This window comes from Rhodanobacter sp. BL-MT-08, from assembly GCF_054161255.1.
On the sequence record NZ_CP167872.1, the window covers coordinates 2,387,030 to 2,411,548 of the forward strand.

Sequence of the window (24,519 nt, forward strand, 5' to 3'; positions counted from 1 at the left end):
CGTTCCAGGTGCACACAGTTGAGAGCAACGGAGATGTAATGGGCCACTTTATTGCTCTTTCACAACGAAGAAGTGCACGCGCAACAACGAACAACCTCCTCCGAGCGGGCGAGAAGCTGCCCCATATCGGAACCAACAAACTGCCGACAAATGGGTGGGCGCGTAGTCTTAAATGGTCACGCGGTTCCTCGGCTTTGACTAACGCGTTGCATTGGCTCCGAGCACGCTGACGAGCCGGCCTTTGGCCGACGCCGAGAGCCTGCGGATGCCAAAGGCTCTCGCGATATCAACTACCGGGTCATCGCTCTGGATTGACCGCGCCATGGCAGCGATTTCCTCAGGAGCGAGTTCCTCGATGAAGCGGATGTCCTCCTCCTGCTCCGGTACGCGATAAATGTTCCAACGAACAGGATCGTCCGCGGCCAGCCACACGAAATGCCCATGGTCCGGCTCCGGGTCGGGCTCGAAGTGGTAATGGCGCTCCGCGAGCTCAAGTAAACGTTCACGAATGAGACGACCGGACCGCTTGAATCCGTGAGCTCGGGCGATCCGATCGACGAGGACCTTGTCGAGGATTGGCGCCTCTTGCTCAAGCACTTCGCGGATGCACGTCTCGAGGGTGGCGTCGTACGACGCTTCGTGGAAGTTGTCCGGCTTAAGTGACGATTCCAGGTGGGAAAGGTCAGCCATTCGGTAAGTACGCTCTATGGGGACCGCCCTGTCATCACTCGGACCGCGTGCGACCAATCGCATGGGTTCGGGCGAGGGACTTTCCACCGTCTTCACGGGCGATGGATCAGAGGCAGGCATCTCCCCGGCATCGCCGTCCTGCGCCGTGTCCCTTTCCACAATGGCCGTACCTTCGGCTTCCATCGCTTTGGCTGCAGCTGCAGCTTCGACCTCCCGGGCTCGCTTCAATTCGCCTGCCTTGGCACGCTGATCCTCAAGCTCGACGCTGATCGCTTCATGCAGTCGTTCCAGGGCGCCTTCGCGATCAACCCACCACGCCGTTGACCAGACGCGTACCAGCCGCCAGCCGAGACTGCGCAGAATCTCGCTTCGAACCTTGTCGCGATCCCGCGCTGTTGCAGCACTGTGATAAGTCGCGCCATCGCACTCGACGCCGACAAGATAGTCGCCCGGTCGATCCGGGTGCACGACGCCCAGATCGATACGGAAGCGCGACACGCCAATCTGCGGATGGGTTTCCCAGCCCTTTGCCCGCAGCCCCTCGGCAACAAACTGCTCGAATGGGGAGTCGTAATCACCTACGGAACCGCGCACAGCGGCTGTAATGGCCTTCGGTCCCAGGTGGGCAAACTCGATGAAATGACGCAGATCTTGCACAGCCCGCGCCGAGGTGCGGTTGAGGTCGATCATCGATGGATCAAAAGACGTGAAGACCATCATTTCGCGGCGTGATCGTGTCACGGCGACGTTCAATCGGCGCCAACCGCCCTCGCGATTGAGTGGTCCAAAATTCATGGACATCACGTTCGCATCCGGCACGGTTGGCCCAAAACCGATACCCAGGATGATCAAATCACGCTCATCACCCTGCATGGTCTCCAGATTTTTGACCACGACGGGTTCGGCCAGATCGTCCTTGAAGAATGGCTCGATCTCGCGATGTTCACGCCGCGCCTGATCGAGGAGATCGTCCACCAACTGTTGCTGCTCGGCATTGAGGGTGATGATGCCAATGGACTGGCCGGATGCGATGAATTCCGGGTCCGTGAGCCGTTTGACCACCTCCGTCACGATGGCCTTGGCTTCTATCTGATTCCGGCGCCCTCCCTTGCCTTGGGCATAGATACCGTCAACCTTCCGCCAGGAAACGGCGCTCGGGCACGTGTCGGCCGCCGGGAAAGTGATCAGGCTGCCACCGTAGTAGCGGTAATTAGAGAAGGTGATGAGGCTTTCGTGCCGACTGCGGTAATGCCAGGTCAGACTGTGCTGGGGCACGCCTGCACCGATGCATTCGTCAAGAATGCTCTCCAGATCCTCGTCGGTATCGTCCTCACCAGCGCTAGCGCCACGGTTGAAAAAGCTGGTGGGTGGCATTTGCCGCGGATCACCCGCTATGACCACTTGTTTGCCGCGCGCGATGGAACCCACAGCATCCCACGGAGCTATCTGTGAGGCCTCATCAAAAATGACCAAGTCGAATAGCTCGTGATCGGCCGGCAGGTATTGAGCGATCGACAAGGGACTCATCAGCATGCAAGGCGCCAGGACGGTGAAGTCCTGACCCATTTCCTGGGCCAACTGGCGTACTGGCTTGTGACGGCGTTGTTTCTGCAGTTCATGCTTGAGAATGCCGAAACCACTTCGCTTGGTAACACCGTTCTTGTCCGGAATGTTGCCTGAGAGCTTGGCGCGAATGTAAGCCGACGTGAGCTCGCCCAGTGCGTCCACCGCCTTGGTGTACGCGTCGATGTCGCTTTGATGCTCCGCTGGTACGAAATGGCATAGAAGCGGCTCCGCGTCGATAGCCTTCGAAGCAAACCAGCGGGCATACGCCGCCTCGAGGGTGTGAGCGACCGAGCCGTCAGGGAGAGTACCCTGCTCCACCGCATCAACCAGAGGTTGCAGTCCGCAAGCAATGGCCTCCTGGCGTACGCGCCGCCAACTGCACCAGGCATTCAAGGCCTTTTCGCTGTCAATGACCGCCTGGGCATTAGCGAAGAGCTCCGGCACCTGCTTGTTGAGGTCGACCTCACTGCCCGCCGCCTTGCCGAACACCTCGGTGGCATCGAATAGCGCCTTGTACCGACTCATCAGCTCGCCTATGGCCACGGCGATGGGACCATTCGGCGCTAAGAGGTCATTACCGTCGACCACCAGTTTTTGAGCTTCATGGCGCAGCGTCACCAGTTGCTCAGGTGAGCTGGCCAACGGAATGAGGTGCGTACGAAGGCTTTCGGCAAACTTGGTCGCAAACGCCATGCGGGCCACATTGGTGCTCAGAGCGGACCACCCCGGGACATCTCGAAGGTCGCGGTCCAGAGCGTCGATCTTGGCCACGAGGTCTTTCATGGCGGCAAGCAGTGGAAGGTCAGCCTCTAGATTGGGAGGAGCGGACGTTCCTGCAGTTCCGGCGAGAGCCTTGGCTACCCTCTTCTTGGCCAGCGTGGCCAGGATCCAGAACTTGCCGGATGCCTCGGTCCACTCGCTTCTCAGCGTGTCGACGTCGATGCGACGGACGGCCTCCGACGCATAGGTCTGAGACAAGCGGAACTCCAGCCCCTCATAGTCCTTCAGTGCGGATGACGCCTGTTGAGCCGCGGCGCGAATGGTATTCAGCGCTGGCGAGAAAGCGAAACGTAGATCGACACCGTGGGCGTCCGGCAGGAGTCGGACAAACTCGAGCAATCTGGCGGCAACAGGCGTCCCCGCGCCTATCGACAGCCCGGTGTTCTGTACGACCTGCGCGCAGGCGTTGTCACATGCGTTAAGCGCGGCAAGTACCTGGCGGGCCGCACCCACCACGGATTCCTGCCAGGCATTGGACCACTCGGTCCGGACCACGAGGGTCATCCGTGCATGCACACCCTCGGCCGCAGCCCGATTGAGATCCAAGCGCCGGGCAATATCCCGAAGCTGTTCCATCTGGGCGGCGTCATGCTCCGTTCCTTCAGGCCAGGAAAGCCGAGGCGTCATCGGCGTCGCATCCTTCACGACGCGACCAATAGCCTCATGTACCGACCAACCGTTGGACCAACGCTCGTGGAGCGCTAGCACCACTTCGTTGAGTCGGTCTCGGAGCGAGCGCACCTTCTCAGCCTGCGCACTCCATTCAGCCTCCGTCAGCGTGTCGCGAGATGTCCATGCACGGTCCAACTGCTGAAGCACATGCATCTTTGAGGACTTGCTTGAATGCAGTTCCAGGCAGAACTGGCCGATGCCTCTGTCTTCCAGGCGGCGCTTCACGACATCCAGTGCTGCCATCTTTTCCGCCACGAACAATACGCGCCGTCCTAACGCGAGGTTGTGCGCGATCATGTTAGCGATTGTCTGCGATTTGCCCGTGCCCGGCGGCCCGTCCAACACAAAACTGTGACCGATAGCGGAAGCAACGACGGCTGCCAATTGCGAGGAATCGACGGAAAGCGGCGTAAACAGCTCGCCGGGCTCGACAGTAGCATCTAGTTTCTTGGGCTCGGGGAACTCACCCGCCGACTCCAGTGACGACCCGCCGAGTTTGTGTTGTAGCAAATGTCGCACCACATCGTTCTGCATCAGCTGCGCTGAACGGTCGATCAGATCACGCCACATCAGGTATTTTGAGAACGAAAACGTGCCCAGTGCGACGTCGGTCGTGACCTCGAAGCCCGGCATGTCGCGCACAGCACGGCGCACAATATTCCAGATCTGTTCAACGTTAATGCCGCTCTCGTCCGTCGGCAGGTCGCCACTCAAGCTGGGAATATTGAGCTGAAAGTCGTGACGCAGCAGTTCCAGAAGCGTCAGATTGAACCGCGGCTCATCATCCACCATGGACATCTTCACCCCGGATAGAACGCTGCGCCGCTCCAGCTTTACCGGTAGCAGGATCAGGGGCGCGCAGTAGCTCTTGGGGTCGTCTTCGGCCTTCTTCCAGCGCAAGAAACCGATGGCGAGAAAGAGCGTATTGGAGCCACCCTCTTCTAGGTCCGAGCGGGCCTTGCGGTAAAGGTCGACCAGTGCGGCTTCAAGCTTCCCCTTCTCCATCCGGGAGAGCACCTCATTGCGCGCCATGGCTTGACGCGCTGCTTCTTCCTCGAGATCTTCACGATTGCGCTTCTTGTAGATTTCGCTATCCCTGCCACCCACTTCCAGGTCGGGCATGTGGACGATACGCACGTTCTTGTTAACCGCGAGTATGTCCTCGAGGCCCGCAGGATCCGGACATGTCAGTCGAATCACCTTGGCGCTTTCAGGCAGGTGAAGCAGACGATTCCGCGTGGTCAGATCGAGTAGTTTGCGTTGCCATACCTCCAGCTTGTCGGCTGCAGTGGAAGGCTCTTCCTCGACTTCGACATCAAAGGCTGGCAGTTCCGGGGCTGATTCCAGGGCCTCGCTGACCCTTGGTTCTTGGTCGTCATATGACTCTCCAAACGTCTTAGCGCCGACCGTGAGCGGGCGCAGCTTCTGCATACGAGCTCGGCGCACGTCGACTGCCATCACGAAGTCTTCGTCGCTCAGTTGGCGCTTGGCGATATCTACCGCGTGGCTGAAGCCCGGCGCGGGCGATCGCGTGGCCAACGTAGTCTCAAGGACCAGCAGTTCCTGAAGTTCGATGCGCTTGCGCACCGATGAGGCGTCTTCGTTGAGTACCTGTGAGAACTCCTGCGGCTGCAGCCAGACACCCGTGAACGCATGATCTTTGGTCAGCAGAAGAATGGGATTGAGGCCGCCCTGCTCCAAGGCGGCAGCAAACAAAAGCGCTGTATCCAGACAGGTGCCAACGCTGCCATCGAGGACCTGTGACGGAGGTCGGATCTTTTGCCCCTCCTGCTCGAAGCTCGCCGGAGGCAGTACATAGCTGATCTGGTACCCGCAAACTGCGGACCAGACAGCCGAGGCCAACTCCCAGACTCGCTGACGGGAGCCCGCCCTATAGCCATCGATACCGTCAGGCCGCCCGGCTCGACGCAGCACGTCGGACGTGCTCTTGAGTACCTTGTCGATCGCGGGATCATTGGGCATGCAAAACGCAGCCAAAAGCTCCGGCATGCTGCCTACGCCGCCCCACTGGTTGCGTGCCAGCAGTTTGATCGGGAACCGCTGCTCAGCGACCACGCCGGTGCTCGACCGCAAGCGAAGGTGCACCGACGCCTGCATACTTTCGGTCAGGTCAGCCAGGTACCCTTCCTTCAGCTCGATATCGCGATCCGGAATCGCCATCGATGAGGCAGGGCCCAGACGGTCGATGCGCCAAGTCTTCGCAGCGGCAAAAGGCAGGCTCGGTTCGAGCTCAAGGATCAAGTCGTCAAAACCCTCCGCGCCGTCATTTGCGATGGTCAGTTGCCGCAGTAACGGCACAGCATTCTGATGCGACGCCAGCCCCAGTTTGGTGCTGACAATCCCCTCGATAGAGATCCCCATAGCCCCTGACCTTCCGACACAACTCCAAGAGCCTGATCATAGGCCGGATCGGCAGAAGTTTCGAATTTGCGAGCTGCAGGCTGATTGCGATACGCCGGCCACCTGCCACCCACCACCTTCGCTACAGCAATTGACCAGCTTCGCCCGCGAAACTAATTGTGGCCGCCAGCCAAACTGCCCAACGTCGCCAACGAGTTGCCCATTTCCGGCATCGAGCCTGAGAACCATCTTCAGTGGACCAGACCAGGCTCGCCAGCAGCGCTGAGCATGGTGATACCAATGCCGAATCAGATCGCCCATCCGAATCGGCTAGCTTCCCATCAATCTCGACCGAATCGCGTCAGCTATGCGAAGTGCATTGGCAATGATGGTTAGGGTTGGATTCACCGCACCGATGGATGGGAAAAAGCTAGCATCGGCGATGTATAGGTTGTCCAGCTCGTGCGCTTTGCACTGGATATCCAGTACGGATGTGGCCGGATCCGTACCAAACCTTGCCGTGCCTGCTTGATGCGCCGTGCCTCCGATGGGAATGTCCTTTCCCAGGTATAGGCTGCGCTCTAGCAGTACAGGATGGGCACCCGCATTGCTAAGCAGCTGCTCGAGCTTTTTCTTGAGCCGGTGGTGGGCTTCCATATTGCCCTCGCTGATATCCAGCACCACGCGTTCGCCATCGTAACGAATGCGGTTTTCGGCGCGCGGCAGGTCCTCGCTTGAAAGCCAGAAGTCCATCGAGTGCCGCGCCATCTCCTCGAACGGCATCTTCGGCATCCACTCCAGCCACGCTGGAAGTGCTTCGCCGCGAATCTGCGCCCCGTGCGACGTGGCGCACATCTGGATGAGCCCTAGTGGATAGTCCCAGTCCTCGGCCCCGAAGTAGTAATCACTGACGGCAAGCGTCTTCTGGAAAACCGTCTCGTTGGGCTCGCGCATCAATGCCATCAGGATCGATTGATTGTGGCGCATGTAGTTGCGCCCCACTTGATCTGAACCGTTGGCCAGACCGTTGGGGTGCTGCGGGCTGGCCGAGCGCAACAACAGCAGCGCCGACGAGAGCGCCCCGCAGGCCACGACGACCATGTCCGCGCAATACGTTTCCTCGCAGCCATCGCGGGTGACATGTACGGCATTGACGCTCTTGCCCCTGGCGTCGGTCTCCAGCCGGGACACGTAGGCGCCGGTCAGAAGCGTGAGATTGGGATGCGCCTTCAGCGCGGGATCCACGCAGATGACCTGGGCGTCGGCCTTGCCATTCAGCAAGCAAGGGAAGCCGTCAAATGCATCGCAGCGGATGCAGATACTGGATGGCGTAGGTTTGCCGTTTTTTTCGTCGAGCAGGATGCCCAGCGGCAGATGAAACGGATGCAGCCCCTGGTCGCGCAGGCTTTCGCTCAGCGCCTGAATACGCGGCTCGTGAGACACCGGGGGATAGGGAAACGGGCCACTGGACGGCGGTTCGTTAGGATCTTCACCGCGCTGACCATGCACGTGGAAGAGCCGCTCTGCTTCGGCGTAATACGGCTCGAAGTCGCCGTAGCTCAAGGGCCACGCGGGTGAAACACCGTCTTTGTGCTGAACCTCGCCGAAGTCACGTTCGCGCATGCGGAACAGGGCCGCGCCGTACACCTTGGAGTTGCCGCCGACGTAATAATGCAAGCCGGGGTGAAACGGGTCGCCATGCTTGCCGTACCACGTCTCTGTGGTCTGATAGGCCGCATCGACAAAAACGGTTTGCGAATCCCAATTGGCCGGCGAGCGTGGCAGGTAATCGCCGCGCTCGATCAACAGTATGCGTTTTCCGGTTGGCGCCAGCTTGTGCGCCAGCGACGCGCCGCCGGGACCGCTGCCAATAACGATGAGATCGTAATGGGCGTCTGCCATGTCGTGTTTCCTGACGTCAGGGATGGAGTCTTGGGCCAGCGTCAGCCGCCAGTGGCAAAGCCCGGATACAAGGTCATGCCGCCGTCCACGAAAAGGGTGGTGCCGACGACGTAATCAGACTGATCCGACGCCAGCCAGACCGCGGCGCGGGCGATATCGTCCGGCTCACCGATGCGTCCGTAAGGGACCAGTTTCATCAGCTGCCTGTAGGCCTCAGGCGTGCTCCATGCCGACGTGTTGATCGGCGTACGGATTGCGCCGGGCGCAATCGCGTTGACTCGAATGCGCAGCGGTGCGAGCTCCTGGGCCAGAGTCTCCATCAGCATCTTGACACCGCCCTTGGATGAGGCGTAGTTGGCGTGGCCGGCCCACGGAATTTCTTGGTGAACCGAGCTCATGCAGATGATTTTTCCTGCCGCCCTGGAAACGGAAGGCACTACGCCACGTCGCGTAAATTCGCGCACCGCTTCGCGCGCGCAAAGAAACTGGCCAGTAAGGTTGACACCGATAACTTTGTTCCATTGCTTCAGTGTCATTTCGTGAAACGCGGAGTCGCGCTGGAGGCCTGCGTTGGCAACGACAATGTCGACCGTGCCGAACTGGGCGACCACTTCCTTGAACATGGCACTTACCTCAGTCTCGTCCGATACGTCCGCCTTGAAGGAGAACGCTCGGACGCCGAAGCTACGAAGTGCGTCTACCACGGCCTGCGCGGCATCGTCGCCGTCAACATAGTTGACGCACACGTCTGCACCCGCCTGACCCATCGCCAGCGCGATGCCTTGACCGATGCCCGAATTGGCACCCGTCACCAGCGCTTTCTGCCCATCGAGCAATCTGTAGATCGGCAAGGAAGTTTTGGCAGCATCGGAGTCAGGAGTTGTCACAGAAAGTATCCTTGGAAAGATGTAAAAGGCGTCGGGTATTACTCTGTTCTCTCCACCGTCGCATACGCGTGAGCATTGCGATGGCTGCAACGAAACTTCCTGCGACCGGATAGGGCCTTGGCGTGGAATACCCAAACGGCTCGGCGACTAGCGCTCGCAGGGGCGATGCCCCGCTGGTCGCGTGTGTTTTGCGGCCGAACGCAAACAAACGTGTCGTCGGTGCGGCGCCTCGAAAGCTATGGCGGTTGCAGGCGATGGCCCTCGCCGCCATCGAACATGCTGGTCGATCCGACGGCCATCGCCTTCTGATCAGCCGGTTCTAGAGGATAGGTACATGTCCGTCAAGCGAGCCATCAACAGTCAAAATGGATAACCGCAACGGACTGCGGAGGCATGTCAATTTCGATGGTGCGTGCCTTTTCTGTGCCGCCAAACTTAATCTTTTCGCTCTGCAGCTTCGACGCTTCGTTCAACTCATCGACCATTCCGCTGCTGAGGTATTCAGGCTTGCCCATCTGCTCCCAGCGCCGTTTCGCGTTGGCATGGAGAAGATCGATGCGTTGCAAGGTCCCGCCCGCTTTGACCTTGGCGCCCTTGACCGTAAAAGAGACTGCTTCTGTCTGGATGGGGTGTCGCGGCAAACCGAAATTGGTGAGTACGACGGCGGCGGATTTCTCGTCGCGAACCAGCCACGCGTCGACGGTGGCATGGTGTCCCTTGACTGGCATCAGCTGCGCGCCCAGACCGTGCAAGAGCTCATAGGCTCGATAGGATGGCTTGGCGATACCGTGAATATTCAGCAGCCCGAAACCGCCATGGAATGGCACGGACGGAAAATAGTTCTCCTCGAAAATATCCGAGAACGTCCAGTAACTGTAGCCTTCAACCAGACCATTGGCCTCGAGTACGGTCTTGACGATGAAAGCCGCGGCGTAGGGATCGTCGTGCATGGGATCGCGCGGATTAGACGACGTACACCATTCGGTGTAGTACACCGGAAGCTTGCCGGCCTGCCGCCGTACCGCAAGAGCCTCTTCGCGCAATATGCTCCGCTTGCTGTCCGCCAACTCTGTCTCCGTATCATCACCCGGCTGACCAAAGGAATCCGTGGGGTAATGATGCGTACTGATGAAATCGACAGCCAGCTGGTTGGTTTGGCAGAAATCGAGGAAGTCTACGACCCAGGCATTATCCGCCGTGGCCGGGCCGCCAACCTGCAGGGCGGCATCTACGGACTTGATCGCTTCGACCGTGTATTGGTACATCGAAAAATAGTCGCTCTGGCTACCGCTGCCGAATGCCGTGAGATTAGGCTCATTCCACACCTCGAAAAACCAGGTACGCACCTCGTCGAGGCCATAGCGATCAACCCAATGGCTGACCAGCTTGTGGATTAACACCGACCATTGCGCAAGATCCCTGGGCGGACTTACGTTGGCGCGGTAATGAAAAACCGTCTGGCCGCTGGAAGACAGCGCCGTAGGCATAAAGCTCAGTTCGACAAACGGCTTCATGCCAATGGACAGCAAGAAGTCGAAAATCTGATCGGCATTGAAAAAGGAATAGAGCAGCTCATTGCTCTGATTGATGAGTGTGCCCATGTCATCACAAAGGATGCCGTGAAAACGCACGTGTTGCATGCCGAGTTCGCTATGAGCCCTGCGTAACTGCGCTTGCCAATCGGCGCGAAGCGCAAGCGTCGCGTGACCGCTTCCGACCGTATGTTCCCAGAAGTGGGGCAGCGGCTTACTTTGCCCATCGACACTTCCGTTGAAAACTGCTGCCATAGAGAAAATCCTTGCGGGTTGCCGAGTCAGTTTCAAATAATCATCGAATGAAAGTAGCGAGCTCGTCTTATCCAATACCGCTGCCGGAGTGATGTATGCCGCGTGATCACGCTACAGCGTCTCCTCAATTGCGTGCACTCCGAGTGACGCATAGAAAATAGTGATGCGGCACTTTAGGAGCCTTCAAGGAAGCAGGCAGCCGTCGGCTTGCTGTGCAGTTGTACGATTGCACAGGCACGGCGCCAGCTGCGGATGCTGGTCCTGCGGCACGAACTCCAGCACGACATCTTGCCCCTCCCGATGGGCACTGGGGATTCAAGCCCGAAAACATCTTTATCCTTGACGACTGGGGCAAAGTCCAGAAGTTCTAAGGCACGCACTTGTCCATGCCCAACGCACTCGGGAGGCGTGCTTGGGGTCACCATGAGGGTTGGCAGGGATTCATACAAAAACCGGCAATTCGCCTCCTAAGTCAAAGATAAATATAGCTTTCTTAATCGCGTCGTTCGTGGGGCGCTTCGTTGATGCGGCCTGATGACGTTTATTTTGGCACTCGCCCGACGCGGTAGAAGAACCCGTCACCCGTCCTGCAGAAATGAAGGAAGTAACGTGGCTTATGTGAGGTCCGGACAGCGTGTCCACCCATTTGCATATCCGCCGCCTCAGCTCATCGCTTTGAGACGGTCGATTAATAGTGCTTGTGCTTGCTCACCTCCAAGCGCGTTTTCAGGATCGCAGTAAACCACGCGGTCCATCTCGTTCTCTGGCCAACCTTCCATGTCGTCATCGATCGCGAGCCAATATGCGGGCATCCTGCGCAGTAGATCCCGCTTGATCTGGCGGTAACGCGAAGCGTCCCGCCACCAGAGAGTTTCGTCGTAATCGTGCTTGAAGCGACTATGCCAGGTTGCACCGATGACCCGCTTCCGTAAGCCTTCGGGTAAGTGACGGCACACCCACGAATAGCTCTTCATCCGTACCCAGCTTGTCGAGAGCACGATCCGAAGGTCTGGATAGAGAGCCAGCGCCTCCACAAGCACGGGAGCATATTCGAACAGTTTTCCAGGACCGCGTAGGTAAACCCGGCCCTTGTCGTCTTGATATGCCTCGTCCGGATGTAGCACGCCGTCGAAGTCGAGGTAAATCACCTTTTCGTGCATCACAGCCTCGGTCTAAGCCAGCAAACTCCGATGTCATTCTGAAAAATAGTCCGCGGGGTGGCGGGTTTGATCGGAATACGCAGCCTAACTGGAATCCGCACGATCGAGCTTCTTCTATACCAGCGCCCCTCCTTCGCTGGCAGTCAGTGCCGAATCCTCAGCTTCTCTGAGAATCCGACGCGCAAAGTCGATCGGCGTCACTTCGCGACTGGTGTCGACGGTGTAATCACCGAAACGGTTGATGTGCGCCGTTCGATACGGCGATAGCCCGGCAAGCACCTCGGGACTGATCTCAATGCCCTCATCCCGCAGCTCGGCGAGTACGCGAGACATTTGTTCGACGTTGTGAAGGATCACGAGATTGGCAACCAGGTGGTTATACCCCACGATCTTCTGCTGCTCGTGCAACACATTCTCGGCGATGATCCCTTGGCCACCAAAGAAAGCCCACTTGGTGAAATTGTTGAACTCTTCGCTCTTGTTCGTCGCTGCGTGGATGGTCTTACGGACGTCGACATCATCGATATAGCGCAGCAGAAACAGCGTTCGGATAACCCGACCGAGTTCCTTGAAAGCAAAATAGAGCTTGTTTTTGCGGCTGTAATTGCCCAGGCGCCGCAGGATGGTGGAGGCGGAGATCTTGCCTGTCTTGATCGACACGGCGACACGCAGCATGTCGTGCAGATGGGTCTCGATCAGATTCCAATCGATACTGCCCTCGCCAAATAGCGATTGGATGTGCGGGTACGACGCTTGTCCATCGGGTTTGGAAAGGGACAGGTCTTTGATATTACGGATGCGCGGCATGAGGTCGATACCGAGCAAATGAGCGAGCCCAAACACGGGAAAATTCTGCGCTTGCGTGTCGCCATGAACGGTATCCGGGCGGATATCAGAACGGTTCTCGATCAAGCCGTCGAGAATATAGATGGCCTCATAGGCGCCGCACGGAATGAAGCGGCTGAACAATGCGATGTATTTATCGGATACGTGGTAGTAGCCAATGCCGCCGTAGCCACCGTAGCGGATATGGTATTCAGAGAGCAGGTTTTGCTCGTAGACGCTCCATTTTGTGCCGTCGGCCGACGCCGACTTTCCGCTTCCCCAATACCCTGGCAATTCGAATTTATTGTAGAGATTGATGGTGTCGACTGTCGCGCGCTCCAGCGTGTCGTCGGTGACGTACTTGAGATTGAGCCACGCCATCTGGCGGCGGCTAAAACCGCGAACTGATCGAACCGTTTGCGTGGGTCCCAGGTTGCAGCCGTAGCAGAACAGTGTGGTCACCACGCGGTGATGCAGATCCCGGATACGCGAACTGGTTCCCGCGAGCGGTTTGAAATGCTTGGACAGATCGACCCAGCTGGTCGAATCGACCAGCACGTCGACAATGCTGGTCTCGGGGAGTCGTTCGGTGATGAGGTGATCCACTAGTGCAATCGCCTTGGATAACTCGGTGCGCTGCAATTTCTTGAGGATCAGGCGGCCGTCGACAATATCGGCGTGCACATTGTCAGGAAAACGAGCGTCAACTTCTTTGCACTTCGTTCGCAGCTGATCCCGCAGCACGTTAACAAAGCCCACCGGATCCGTCGAAATGCCGGACACTTCACCATAGCTCGCCAATTCTTCCTGGAACGTGGCCTCGTCGACGAGTTCCTCGCGGTAGTCGTCATATCGCTCTCCACCGGGAACGAAGAGATCTCCGGATTTCAACTCATCTTTGATCTGGAACAGCACAGCCAGCTCGAAGTAGCGCCGCTGCATCCAACCGCCCTTGTCAGCCCCCCACGCCTTGGGGAACAGATGTCGTCGCCAGTTGGCTGATAGCCATCCAAAATCGCTGTCCATATTCAGACCCAGCGATGCGACGTCAACGACGTCGCGACGTTGATGGCGCAACCGATCTAGCGCCTTGATCAGACGGTCCATCACCGGATCTTGCGATGACGTGTGTAGATCCATAACCTCGATGCAATTGAGGAGCAGCGCGCGTTGGCCAGCGTAGGGCTTGGCCAGGAACGGTAGAAAATTCTTGCCCGCATAGGCCATGTGTTCTTCGCACTCGGCGAGCGCCTGCGCGAGATCCGGGATCACATCGCCGATGGCATGGATGCGCTGACTGTCGGTGCCGTCAATCTGGTAAGCCTGCAAAATGTCCTTCAACTGCGCAACCAGGTTGTCAGTCCGCTTGATATGTTCGACCTGATAAGTCATCAGGTTCTTTTGGGCCGTATTCTCCATGTTCTGCATCAGGCGAATAAACAAGTCCGCCGCATCGTCCAGCGTCTTACCGTGCTGCGAACGTATAAAGACGGCGGCCAGAGCGTAACGCTTCGCGGCCTTCAGTTCGGCCAGATCGCTCGCGTCCAGTGCCCGCGCCATGGCGCGGAAATACTTGAGTTTTGGTACCGGCATTTCGAGCGCTGGAATCATTTCCCCCAGCTTTTGCAAACGCTCGATGTGCTGCAGATAGAAGCGAACTTCTTTGTTTCCCGGACGCTTGGGCTCGCGCTTCAGTGCCTGCCAGCCACTGTGTGTCTGTCCGGGTGCCACGGTCAGGAGTTCGTCGATCCTTTTGCGTGCGAGTGCCGTTAGTGATCCGCTGATTCGCTCGAAATGGACTTCGTGCACAGCCTCGCGCGCGCTGGCGGCCATCTCGTCCAGCGTGCGGAAAGCCGGTAACTCGTAGCGGTGGTGATAAAGCTCTTCTACCATCACATTGATGATGTCGGGTAAGAGATGCTTGGTTTGTGCCGCGTTCTCCGCCACCGTGCGCAGCCAGCGTCTCCCCGGCTCGCCCAGCGGTCGCACGTTCAAATAGCTTCGTACCTGGGCGATGTGTTCGCGCTTCATGCGCGATGCGTCGTAATCGTCGAGATCTCGCGTTGTGAAGGTCCGACGATAACCCATCGCATCAGCCACATGGCGTGTGATCCGTTCAGGAATCTCGCTCAGTGCACCAAACTGCCCTCTGCGTGGGAGTGTCTTCAAGTGCAACATGACGGCCAGGCGGATGGTGGGCTGTTTGCTCAGTCCCTGAATAAAGGTCAGGTCGTCTGCCGAGGGCGTGTAGTGCAATTCCAGCTCGCGTGCACTGGGATCGGGCTTGAGGCGCGGGTACGCGGTTTCATGCGGCGCTGTCATGCGTCTTCAGTCTCCGGTGTTGTCGGTAGGTTGGGCGTTGCATCAATTCCAATGGCGTTCGCCGGCTTCGTCGTGAAGCGATGCGTCAAGCTGATGGTCGTGGTTTTCGGCCATACGGTAGAGGTCGCCGATCAGCGACGAGGCGATTTCGTCCAAAACGAGATCATCGGCGGCTGCCACCGTCAGTTGATAACGGGAGCGCTCCTGGTTGAGGGGAATCGCCAGATGAGGCGAAAGGCAGATCGTTTCGATCGTGTATCTGGCTTTCGCCACGCTACGGCCCTTGCGCCGTGGTGTCAGGCGCAGCACAAGGATTAAGACTACGGCGGCCGGTTTCGATATCGGCGCAGGCGGCAACGTGGCTTGTACAGGCAGCGGCGTGGCCATCGGTACCGGCGCCAATGCCGCCTCGATGCGTTGCTGACCGAATGCGTCCGGTGCGTCGATGTAACGCATCGCCGAACGTACGTCTTTCCAGCCGACGTATTCCATCAGCGCGCGCACATCCCACCCATTCGCGTTGGCCCATCCGGCGAAGCCACGGCGCAGGGAGTGACCGCTGTACGCCTCCGGTGACTTCAGTCCGGCGCGTGTAAACAATCGGCGCAGTAACGGCACGACACTATTACTATGCAACCCGGCCGCTCCCAAAGCGCCCGACCGCGTAACACCCCGAAAAAGTGCCCCTGCAGTGAGGTCGCTATGGAGGATCCAGTCGAGCGTCGCCGTCACCGGACACCACCGGCTGAGCGCGGGAACCCGATAGGTGGTGCCGGCAAGTTGGCGATCTGTTTTGCTATGCCGGAGAAAACAGGTCATCCCTTGTCCCGGTACTACAGTGATGTGTTGGACCTGCAGGTTTACGAGTTCGTCAACGCGAAAGCCACGCCAGAAACCCAGAAGAAGCATGGCTCGATCACGACGGTGGCGAAGCCCGTCGCTGCGATCGCCGCGAAGGTCGGCGGCGAGGATGGCGTTATCCAGCCAATCGGAGATCGAGCCCACAGCTTTAAGCTGCAAAGGTTCGGCACGTTTTTCGCGCGCCGGATGGAGCGCTTGAATGCCCTTCAGCGTTTGTTTGACAATCGATGCCGACGTGGGATCGGCAAAGCCATGAGATTCATGCCAGTGGGAGAGAGCCGCCAGCCGCTGCCGTAGCGTGTTGATCGACAAAGCGATCGCATGGGCAACCAAATACCGGGCAACGGTATCCGACGTGGCTGGCAGCAATCCGCCCCAGGTCACTTCGAAATGGCGCACGGCCGACGCGTAGCTACGCTGTGTGTTCTGTCGTTGTGCCGCGTGCAAATAGGTTTCGTGTGAATGAGGCGGCATAGTCCTATTCGCAGTCAGTGGCCGGCGGGAGCATTCTTGTTGAACGCATATCGATTGATGCCTGAAGCGCAGTAAGCTCGGGTCAGGAGCAAAGATCAGTGCCAAGGAAAGCACCACCCACCTAACGATGCAACGAGGAGACGTGATGTGACCGATCCTGATGATCGTTTTGGCATGCCAGAGAGCGCTTTCCAGGCCGCGAAAGAAAGCCACGGATTGAACAGCCCAGTGATTCGGGAAGGCATGTATGTTCCCTGCCGGAAGGAAGTGGCAACGATGCCCGGTGCTCTTTTGGCGGCGATACTGATCGATTGGATGTGGGAGAGCCCGTCCGAATTGATTCCGAATAATCACCAAATTGAGCAAGTCCGTGCCATCCTCATCGCACGTCCAGATGCCAACAGCGACGTGATTACCGCTCTAATTCGTGAGTGCGATGATTATTTGAAAATCTGATCGAAGTCCGACTCCAGCGCCTTGGGCACTTCGAACGCGAACCTACTAATCAGCGCCGATTCGCGAGCTCTTGACTCTGGAGTCGGGTCCAGGGTTTACGATGACGATTCTGTTATTAAGGATCGTCGTCATGTCCAGCTTTACAATCGGCGAAGTGGCCAAACGCGCCGGAGTCGCCGTCGATACCGTGCGCTATTACGAGCGCAGTCATCTGCTGCCTGAACCGGAGCGACGTGCCTCAGGGTATCGACAGTACGTGCCGGATGACGTGGATCGATTGCGTTTTATCCGTCGTGCGAAAGCGCTCGGTTTTTCGCTGGATGAAATCAGGGATCTGCTTACCTTGTCGACCGACAGGGAGCGCGGAGTCAAGGGCGTTAAGGCGCGCGCTGAAAGCCGGCTCGCGGAACTGGAGTCACGGATCGCCGAAATGCAGCGCATCCATCGCGGCCTCGAGGCGCTGATCGATGCCTGCCCTGGGCGAGGCACGTTGGAAGCCTGCCCCATCCTCACCGCGCTGGCCACCGAGGAAACATCATGAGCCCGCATTCGCACGAACCCGATTCAACGCCGGCTGAAAGTCATCCTTCAACGGCTAGCGCATCTCACGCTTGCTGCGCAGCAAACAAGGCTCAGCCCGGCGAAGCGGTAGCGATTGACCCGGTGTGCGGCATGAAGGTCGATGTCGCCAGCGCCAAACATCGCGCCGACCATGACGGCAAGACATTCTATTTTTGTTCCGGCCGCTGCCGCGAGAAATTCGAGGCGGATCCCGCGGCTTATCCGGGCAAGTCGCAGGTGGCGTCCAAGAAGGCACCGGCCGGCACGATCTATACCTGCCCGATGCACGCGGAGATCCAACAGGTGGGCCCGGGCAACTGCCCTAAATGCGGCATGGCGCTGGAGCCGATGGTCCCCAGCCGCGATGAGGACGACAGCGGGCTGCGCGCGGTACGGCGTAAGTTTATCGTCGCCGCTGTGCTGGCTATACCGCTGCTATTGATCGCGATGGGGCCGCATCTGTTCGGCTTTCATGGATCGGCTGGCACGGCATGGGCGTTGCGCTGGGGCGAGTTGTTGCTCTCGGCGCCGCTGGTGCTTTGGGCCGGTCTGGCGTACTACGTGCGCGGCTGGAAGGGCGTACTTTCCGGCTCTCCGAACATGTACACGCTGATCGGTCTGGGGGTGATCGTGGCGTTCATCTATAGCCTCGCTGCCACCTTTGCACCAGGCTGGTTTCCTTCGGCCATGCATGACATGCACGGCATGGTGGGCGTGTATTTCGAGGCGGCCGGGGTGATCATCGCGCTGGTTTTGCTGGGTGAATGGCTAGAACTACGCGCACGCGGCAAAACCTCGGCGGCCATTCGCGGTTTGCTCGACCTGTCGCCTAAAGTGGTGCGTCGACTGCTCGCGGCCGGCGGTGAGGAAGAAGTGCCGCTGGATCAGGTACAGGTTGGCGATCGCCTGCGCGTACGACCCGGCGAAAAAATACCGACCGATGGCATGGTGGTCGACGGCAACAGCAGCGTGGACGAATCGCTGTTGACGGGCGAGCCGCTGCCGGTGGAGAAACACGCAGACGATCGCGTCACCGGCGGCACCCTCAACGGCACGGGTAGTCTGACCATGCGCGCGGACCGCATTGGCCAGGACACGGTATTGGCCCAGATCGTGGATCTGGTGGCGAAGGCGCAACGCTCGCGCGCACCGCTGCAGCGCTTAGCCGATCGCGTATCGACGTTCTTCGTCCCGGCGGTCGTGCTTATCTCGCTGGCGACCTTTGCCGCATGGATGCTTTGGGGTCCCGAGCCCCGGTTGGCGTTTGCGGTGGTCAATGCAGTGGCGGTACTGATCATTGCCTGCCCGTGCGCGCTGGGTCTGGCCACGCCAATTTCGATCACCGTGGCCAGCGGGCGCGGTGCGGAACTGGGCGTGCTTTTTCGCGATGCTTCGGCCATCGAAGCGCTAGCGCACGTCGATGTGCTGGTGCTCGACAAGACCGGCACGTTGACCGAGGGGAAGCCCGCCCTGACGGACCTCGTCACCGTGGAGGGTGTCACGGAGGAAGATCTCCTGGCCATGGCCGCTGCGCTGGAAGCGCCCAGCGAACACCCGCTGGCGCATGCCGTGCTTGATGCGGTCCGTACCCGGTCCATCGCGATCGCACCGGTGGAAGCGTTTGCCGCCGTAACGGGTCAAGGTGTGCAAGGGCGCTTGGGCAGCCACACACTGGCATTGGGCAATCCGGCTTTGATGTCCGCACAGGGAGCGGATGCGGCGCCGCTGGCCGAGCGCGCCGACGCACTGCGGCGCGACGCGAAAACCGTGATGTTCCTGGCCCGCGACGGCAAGCTTGTCGGCCTGATTGCCGTGCAGGACCCACTCAAGGCGGGCGCGAAAGAGATGCTCGCCGCACTGCGCGCGCAGTCGCTGCGCGTGGTGATGCTCACCGGTGACAGCGAAGCCACGGCCAAGGCCGTAGCCAGCCAGCTGGGCATTGCCGAATATGCCGCAGGTCAGACCCCGGCGACCAAGGCCGAGTGGATTCAGCGCGCGCAAAAGGACGGTTCCAGCGTCGCCATGGCCGGCGACGGCGTGAACGACGCGCCGGCACTGAGCGCCGCCAACGTCGGCATCGCGATGGGCAATGGCTCGGATATCGCCAAGGAAAGCGCGCAAGTCACCCTGGTGAAAGGCGACGTCGCCGGCCTGCTGCGCGCACGCCGTCTTGCCAACGCGGCCGTGCGCAACATCCACCAGAATCTGGCCTTCGCGTTTCTTTACAACTTGCTGGGCATTCCGCTGGCCGCCGGCGTGCTGTATCCGTTTTTCGGCTGGCTACTGAGCCCGATGATCGCTGCGCTGGCCATGAGTCTGTCGTCTGTGTCCGTCATCACGAACGCGCTACGGCTACGTTCGGTGCACGTGTAATGGCGGGAGGTCAAGACGAGGATCGCCGGCACATCCCAGCGGCGAGCGACATATATCGCTCCAATTCATTCACTCCATACACGGCCGGGTCCAGTGTGGCCACGTTGCATACCGCAACCTTCTAAGAGAATCACGATCATGATCACCATGTTACGCAAATCAGGTTTTTCCGTGCTCGGCTCGCTTGCTTTGGTTGTGGCGCTTAGCAGCGGTGTTTCTGCCCAAGATATGCCGGCCAGCGGTTCGAGCAGCATGTCGGGAATGAGCATGTCATCGGATCACAGCGATATGAAAGGCATGAAAGGCATGAAAGGCATGAAAGGCATGAAAGGCATGAAAGGCCACATGATGGGCGTGCATGCGATGCCTGCGACCGTCACTGCCGTGGATGCCAGCACGGGCGTCGTTGATGTCACGGCCGGTGGCATGGCACTGAAGGTGCATTTTCCGGTTTCGGCGGAAGCCGGGTTGAAAGCTGGTGACAAGATCACGCTCCACATGGCCTACAGCAAGCCGTAAACCGCCACCGACCCCTGCGCAGTTGTGAGGGGTTGATCCAAGGAATAAGCTTTGAGCATGACCTTATCGCTGCACCAGTTGTCTCGCTCCCGTCGCCTGCGCGCGATGGGAGTGCTGGCGTGGCTGATGCTGGTCGTGCAGTCGGTCATGGCGATGCCCATGCCGGTGGATATGCACCAGGGATCCGTTCACAACCATGCCACGCACTCGGTGGCCATGGTCATGGGTACGTCGTGTCATCACCATCCGCCCGCTGCGACGTCGCGTCACTGCTGCGATGCGCACAGCGGGTGTTGCGGTGGTCTGGCAGGGAGCGGCTGCAGCTGCGCGGCCATGACCAGCACTGCCCTCCCTTCGACAGGTCTATCGGTTTTTCGATCGACTCTGGCGGGGATGGTTTACGCCGCCGAGCAAGATCCCGGCGCGCCCTCTGTAAGACACGGTCCGCCGCTGAGACCCCCGGCTGTCTGATTCTCCCCCGCGAGTTTCGCGCTTTGCGAAAGTGCGCCGTTTCCGGCGTTCACTGCAACGGTCTGTGATCGGTGTCGGCACCACTCGACACCGACGTCTTCGGAGAATCCCATGAATACCTTTCCCCCTTCGCCGGCCGACCTGTCGCGTCGACGGTTCGTCCAGGGCATCGCCTTGGGTGGTGCTGTCGCCGGCTTCGGTCTATTGCGTCCGTCCAACGTTTGGGCACTTAACAGTCCGGGCCAACCCACCGTCTTGAGTGGCACCGACTTTGCGCTCGACATCGCCCAGACGCCGGTCAATTACACCGGCGCCCCGCGCCTGGCCACCACGGTCAACGGCGCCGTGCCCGGCCCCGTGCTGCGCTGGAAAGAAGGCACGACGGTGAATCTTCGGGTCACCAATCGGCTTCGTGTGCCGACGTCGATCCACTGGCACGGCATCGTTTTGCCGTTCCAGATGGATGGCGTACCAGGCATCAGTTTCGACGGCATTGCCCCAGGCGAATCGTTTCTTTACCAATTCAAACTTCGTCAGTCGGGCACCTACTGGTATCACTCGCATTCGGGCTTTCAGGAGCAGACAGGCCTGTATGGTGCGCTGGTGGTGGAGCCGGCTGGGCCTGATCGCCATGCGACCGATCGCGACTACGTGGTGATGCTGAGCGACTGGACCGACGAGGATCCGAACCGTATTTTCGCCAAGCTCAAGAAGCAGAGCGACTACTACAATTTCGCCCAGCCCACCGCGCCCGAGTTCTTTCGCGACGTGCGCGAAAAGGGCCTGAGCCAGGCATTAGCGCAGCGCAAGATGTGGAACACGATGCGGATGAATCCGACGGACCTATCCGACGTGTCCGGCTATACCTATACCTACCTGATGAATGGTGCGGCGCCCGCGGGCAACTGGACTGGACTGTTCCGGCCCGGTGAAAAGATTCGCCTTCGCTTTATCAACGGCTCGTCGATGACCTTTTTCGACGTCCGGATTCCGGGCCTGAAAATGACGGTGATTTCCGCCGATGGCCAGGACGTCGAACCGGTACCGGTGGACGAATTCCGCATCGGCGTCGCCGAGACCTATGACGTCATTGTTGAACCGCAAGAGGAGCGTGCTTATACCGTTTTCGCGCAGTCGATGGATCGCACGGGCTACGCCCGTGGCACCCTTGCGCCGCGCCATGGGATGGTGGCGGACGTGCCACCGCTCGATCCGCGTATGCCAGTAAGCATGGTCGACATGATGGGCGCGATGGCCACCGGCGATGCTGGGCAAGGTGGTATGCAAAAGACAGACGAAATGGGTGGCATGTCCGGCATGGCAATGGGTGGCATGGACATGGCGGAGAGTAAGAAGAGCGCAGCTCCCGTGGTGCGTCATGCCAGCACCGAATACAACAACCCCGGTGTGGACATGCACGTCGACATGCCGCGCACGAACATCGACGACCCGGGTACCGGACTGCGCGACAACGGCCGACGCGTACTCACGTATGCCGATCTGCATACCGTGGGTGGTTCGCTCGATGCGCGCGAACCCAGTCGCGAGATCGAGCTGCACCTGACGGGCAACATGGAGCGCTATATGTGGTCCTTCGACGGGGTGAAGTTCTCCGACGCCAAGCCGGTGCATTTCAATAGCGGCGAGCGTCTGCGCATCGTGCTGGTCAACGACACCATGATGAATCACCCGATCCATTTGCATGGCATGTTTGGCGAGCTGGAGAACCCGCAGGGGCAGTTCCAGGTGCGCAAGCACACCATCAACGTGCAGCCGGCGCAACGCGTCACTTACGCCGTCACCGCGGACAACCCCGGCCGCTGGGCCTACCACTGCCACATGCTCTATCACATGGAAGCGGGCATGTTCCGCGAGGTGGTCGTGTCATGAGGACGAGTCAGCGCGTCATCCCGTCGTACTTGTCTCGATCCGTGCTGTTACTGGCCCTGACGCTTGCCTTGCCGAGCATCGCTATCGCGCAACAGGCGCCAGCAGCAGCCAGCAGCACGTCGTCGATGGATATGAGTTCGATGCCAGGTATGGATAACAACAGCATGCCGGGCATGACGATGCCGGCGGCCAGCAGCAGCGCGTCAACGCCTGCGACGGCACCGGTCAAGACACCCAAAAAGAAGGCAGCGAAGAAGCCGGCCGCTGTCCTTCCAGCCGGGTCACCGGACACCATGAGCGGGATGGATCACGGCGCCATGCCGGGTATGCCCATGCCTGATCAGGCGTCCCCCGCAGCCAAACCGTCTGACGGCATGGCGGGGATGTCGCCCGATGCCATGAAGGGAATGAGCGCCAGCGACATGTCATCCATGGGGCATGAGTCGGCGCCAGCGCCGACTAAAGACGCCATGGGATCGATGCCCGGGATGAGCATGGGACCGATGCAGGGCGGCAACGCGCCGCCCAACGCCCGCAGTGCGGACTACTCACAAGGCGTGGGCTACGGCCCGATGAAAGGCATGGACATGGCCGATAACGCCGCCCAGAGCATGTTGCTGATAGACCAGCTCGAGGCAGTGCACGGCCGTGATGCCAACGGCCAGGATTGGGAGGCCGAGGGCTGGTATGGCAGCGACAGCAATAAGCTGTGGGTGCGTACCGAAGGCGAGCGCAGTGGCGGAAAATTCGAGGACGGCGACCTTGAGGCGTTCTGGAATCACAGTCTCGCCGCCTACTGGAGCACGCAGCTGGGCGCACGTCAGGATTTTGGCGTTGGTCCGGGGCGGACCTGGGCCGCCTTCGGCGTACAGGGGATCTCGCCTTACTGGTTTGAACTCGAAGCCACCGCTTATGCCGGGCCGTCTGGGCGAACCGCCGCACGAGTGCGCGCCGAGTATGAGCTGCTGTTTACCCAGAAGCTGATTCTCCAGCCCGAGCTGGAAGCCAACCTCTACGGCAAGGACGATCCGCAGCGACGCATCGGTAGAGGCCTTTCCGACGTCCAGTTCGGTTTGCGCCTTCGCTACGAGATTCGCCGCGAACTCGCACCCTATATCGGCGTGAATTTTGTCGATCGAATGGGCACCACCGCCGACTTCGTACGTCAGGATCATCAACCTGTTTTCGACCGGCAAATCGTGGCCGGTGTCCGCATCTGGTTCTAAGGGGAACCCATCATGAAATCACCCATCACGTATTACATCGCAGGCGTTGCCACCGTTTTGGTCATCGGCGTCCTTGGCGCCACCGCGTTCGTTTACTCGGGCGCGTATGGCATGGGCGCGGATGATCCGCACAGCCGGCCGGTATTGGCGATCATGCAGGCCACGCGTGACCGATCGATTGCCGCGCACGCCAGGGATCTGCAACCGCCCAATTTGAATGACCCCCAGCTCATTCTCAAAGGTGCCGGGCAATATGCGGCGATGTGCACGCAGTGCCACCTCACACCGGCCATGAAAAACTCGGAAATCCGGCCGGGCCTTTATCCACAGCCACCCAATCTAGCCCAGGAGCGCATTGACCCGAAAGAGGCCTTTTGGGCGATCAAACACGGCATCAAAATGAGTGCGATGCCGGCGTGGGGGGCCAGCCACGACGATGCGACGATATGGAGCATGGTGGCGTTCCTGCAGAAACTGCCCGATCTCACGGCAGCGCAATACAAGGACATCGTTGCCAGGGCGCCGCCGGATGACGACATGGACATGGATTCGGATGGCGATGCTGGCCATGCGGCTGGCGCAGATGCAGCCCACGACAAGTCCTCGATGAAAGGAATGGATATGAAGGACATGCCCAGCGAAGGCCGTAAAGATGGCCCCGCACCGGAGCCGGATCACGCTCCCGGCTCGCCTAAAGACACCGATCCCAAGCACTGAAACATACGGTACTATCTGG

General features: G+C 59.5%; 15 protein-coding genes. 7 read left to right on the forward strand and 8 right to left on the reverse strand.

Annotated features, from left to right (window positions below):
• Positions 1-198: 198 nt before the first annotated feature.
• The 7 genes from ACDK93_RS10490 to ACDK93_RS10520 all read right to left on the reverse strand — a co-directional run bounded on the left by ACDK93_RS10490 (position 199) and on the right by ACDK93_RS10520 (position 16,287).
• A complete protein-coding gene (locus ACDK93_RS10490; RefSeq protein WP_458068468.1) occupies positions 199-6,090 on the reverse strand; it encodes a DUF3320 domain-containing protein in 5,892 nt (1,963 codons plus the stop codon).
• A gap of 309 nt (positions 6,091-6,399) precedes the next feature.
• Positions 6,400-7,971: a GMC oxidoreductase gene (locus ACDK93_RS10495; RefSeq protein ID WP_458068470.1), complete on the reverse strand. Its 1,572-nt coding sequence runs from the start codon at positions 7,969-7,971 to the stop codon at positions 6,400-6,402.
• Positions 7,972-8,012: 41 nt separating this feature from the next.
• Complete coding sequence (locus ACDK93_RS10500; RefSeq protein WP_458068472.1) at positions 8,013-8,948, reverse strand: SDR family oxidoreductase; 936 nt, start codon at positions 8,946-8,948, stop codon at positions 8,013-8,015.
• A gap of 263 nt (positions 8,949-9,211) precedes the next feature.
• Positions 9,212-10,645, reverse strand: coding sequence for a GH39 family glycosyl hydrolase (locus ACDK93_RS10505; protein WP_458068474.1), 1,434 nt, complete (start codon positions 10,643-10,645; stop codon positions 9,212-9,214).
• Positions 10,646-11,307: 662 nt separating this feature from the next.
• The gene (locus ACDK93_RS10510; RefSeq protein ID WP_458068475.1) at positions 11,308-11,805 is read right to left on the reverse strand and encodes an HAD domain-containing protein; all 498 of its coding nucleotides are present in this window, start codon (positions 11,803-11,805) and stop codon (positions 11,308-11,310) included.
• 114 nt (positions 11,806-11,919) lie between these two features.
• Positions 11,920-14,952, reverse strand: coding sequence for a Tn3 family transposase (locus ACDK93_RS10515; protein ID WP_458068476.1), 3,033 nt, complete (start codon positions 14,950-14,952; stop codon positions 11,920-11,922).
• A gap of 42 nt (positions 14,953-14,994) precedes the next feature.
• Positions 14,995-16,287, reverse strand: coding sequence for a site-specific integrase (locus tag ACDK93_RS10520; protein WP_458068478.1), 1,293 nt, complete (start codon positions 16,285-16,287; stop codon positions 14,995-14,997).
• 147 nt (positions 16,288-16,434) lie between these two features.
• Between ACDK93_RS10520 and ACDK93_RS10525 the strand changes: the two genes are divergently transcribed.
• From ACDK93_RS10525 to ACDK93_RS10545, 5 genes are all read left to right on the forward strand, one after another.
• On the forward strand, positions 16,435-16,743 hold the full coding sequence (locus ACDK93_RS10525; RefSeq protein ID WP_458068479.1) for a hypothetical protein: 309 nt from the start codon (positions 16,435-16,437) through the stop codon (positions 16,741-16,743).
• A 100-nt stretch (positions 16,744-16,843) separates the two neighbouring features.
• A complete protein-coding gene (locus tag ACDK93_RS10530; protein ID WP_458068480.1) occupies positions 16,844-17,284 on the forward strand; it encodes a heavy metal-responsive transcriptional regulator in 441 nt (146 codons plus the stop codon).
• A complete protein-coding gene (locus tag ACDK93_RS10535) occupies positions 17,281-19,677 on the forward strand; it encodes a heavy metal translocating P-type ATPase (protein ID WP_458068482.1) in 2,397 nt (798 codons plus the stop codon). Before ACDK93_RS10530 ends, ACDK93_RS10535 begins: the two co-directional genes overlap by 4 nt.
• A 138-nt stretch (positions 19,678-19,815) precedes the next feature.
• Complete coding sequence (locus tag ACDK93_RS10540) at positions 19,816-20,196, forward strand: hypothetical protein (RefSeq protein WP_458068484.1); 381 nt, start codon at positions 19,816-19,818, stop codon at positions 20,194-20,196.
• A gap of 582 nt (positions 20,197-20,778) precedes the next feature.
• A complete protein-coding gene (locus tag ACDK93_RS10545) occupies positions 20,779-22,557 on the forward strand; it encodes a copper resistance system multicopper oxidase (protein WP_458068485.1) in 1,779 nt (592 codons plus the stop codon).
• Positions 22,558-22,564: 7 nt separating this feature from the next.
• Here ACDK93_RS10545 and ACDK93_RS10550 read toward each other — a convergent pair whose 3' ends face one another.
• Complete coding sequence (locus tag ACDK93_RS10550) at positions 22,565-22,852, reverse strand: hypothetical protein (protein WP_458068486.1); 288 nt, start codon at positions 22,850-22,852, stop codon at positions 22,565-22,567.
• 22 nt (positions 22,853-22,874) lie between these two features.
• On the opposite strand from ACDK93_RS10550, the gene ACDK93_RS10555 reads away from it, so the two are divergent.
• Together ACDK93_RS10555 and ACDK93_RS10560 are read left to right on the forward strand one after the other, a co-directional pair.
• Positions 22,875-23,783, forward strand: coding sequence for a copper resistance protein B (locus tag ACDK93_RS10555; RefSeq protein ID WP_458068488.1), 909 nt, complete (start codon positions 22,875-22,877; stop codon positions 23,781-23,783).
• 12 nt (positions 23,784-23,795) lie between these two features.
• Positions 23,796-24,500 carry a c-type cytochrome gene (locus ACDK93_RS10560; protein WP_458068489.1) on the forward strand — a complete coding sequence of 235 codons (705 nt, stop codon included), beginning with the start codon at positions 23,796-23,798 and terminating at the stop codon, positions 24,498-24,500.
• Positions 24,501-24,519: the final 19 nt, after the last annotated feature.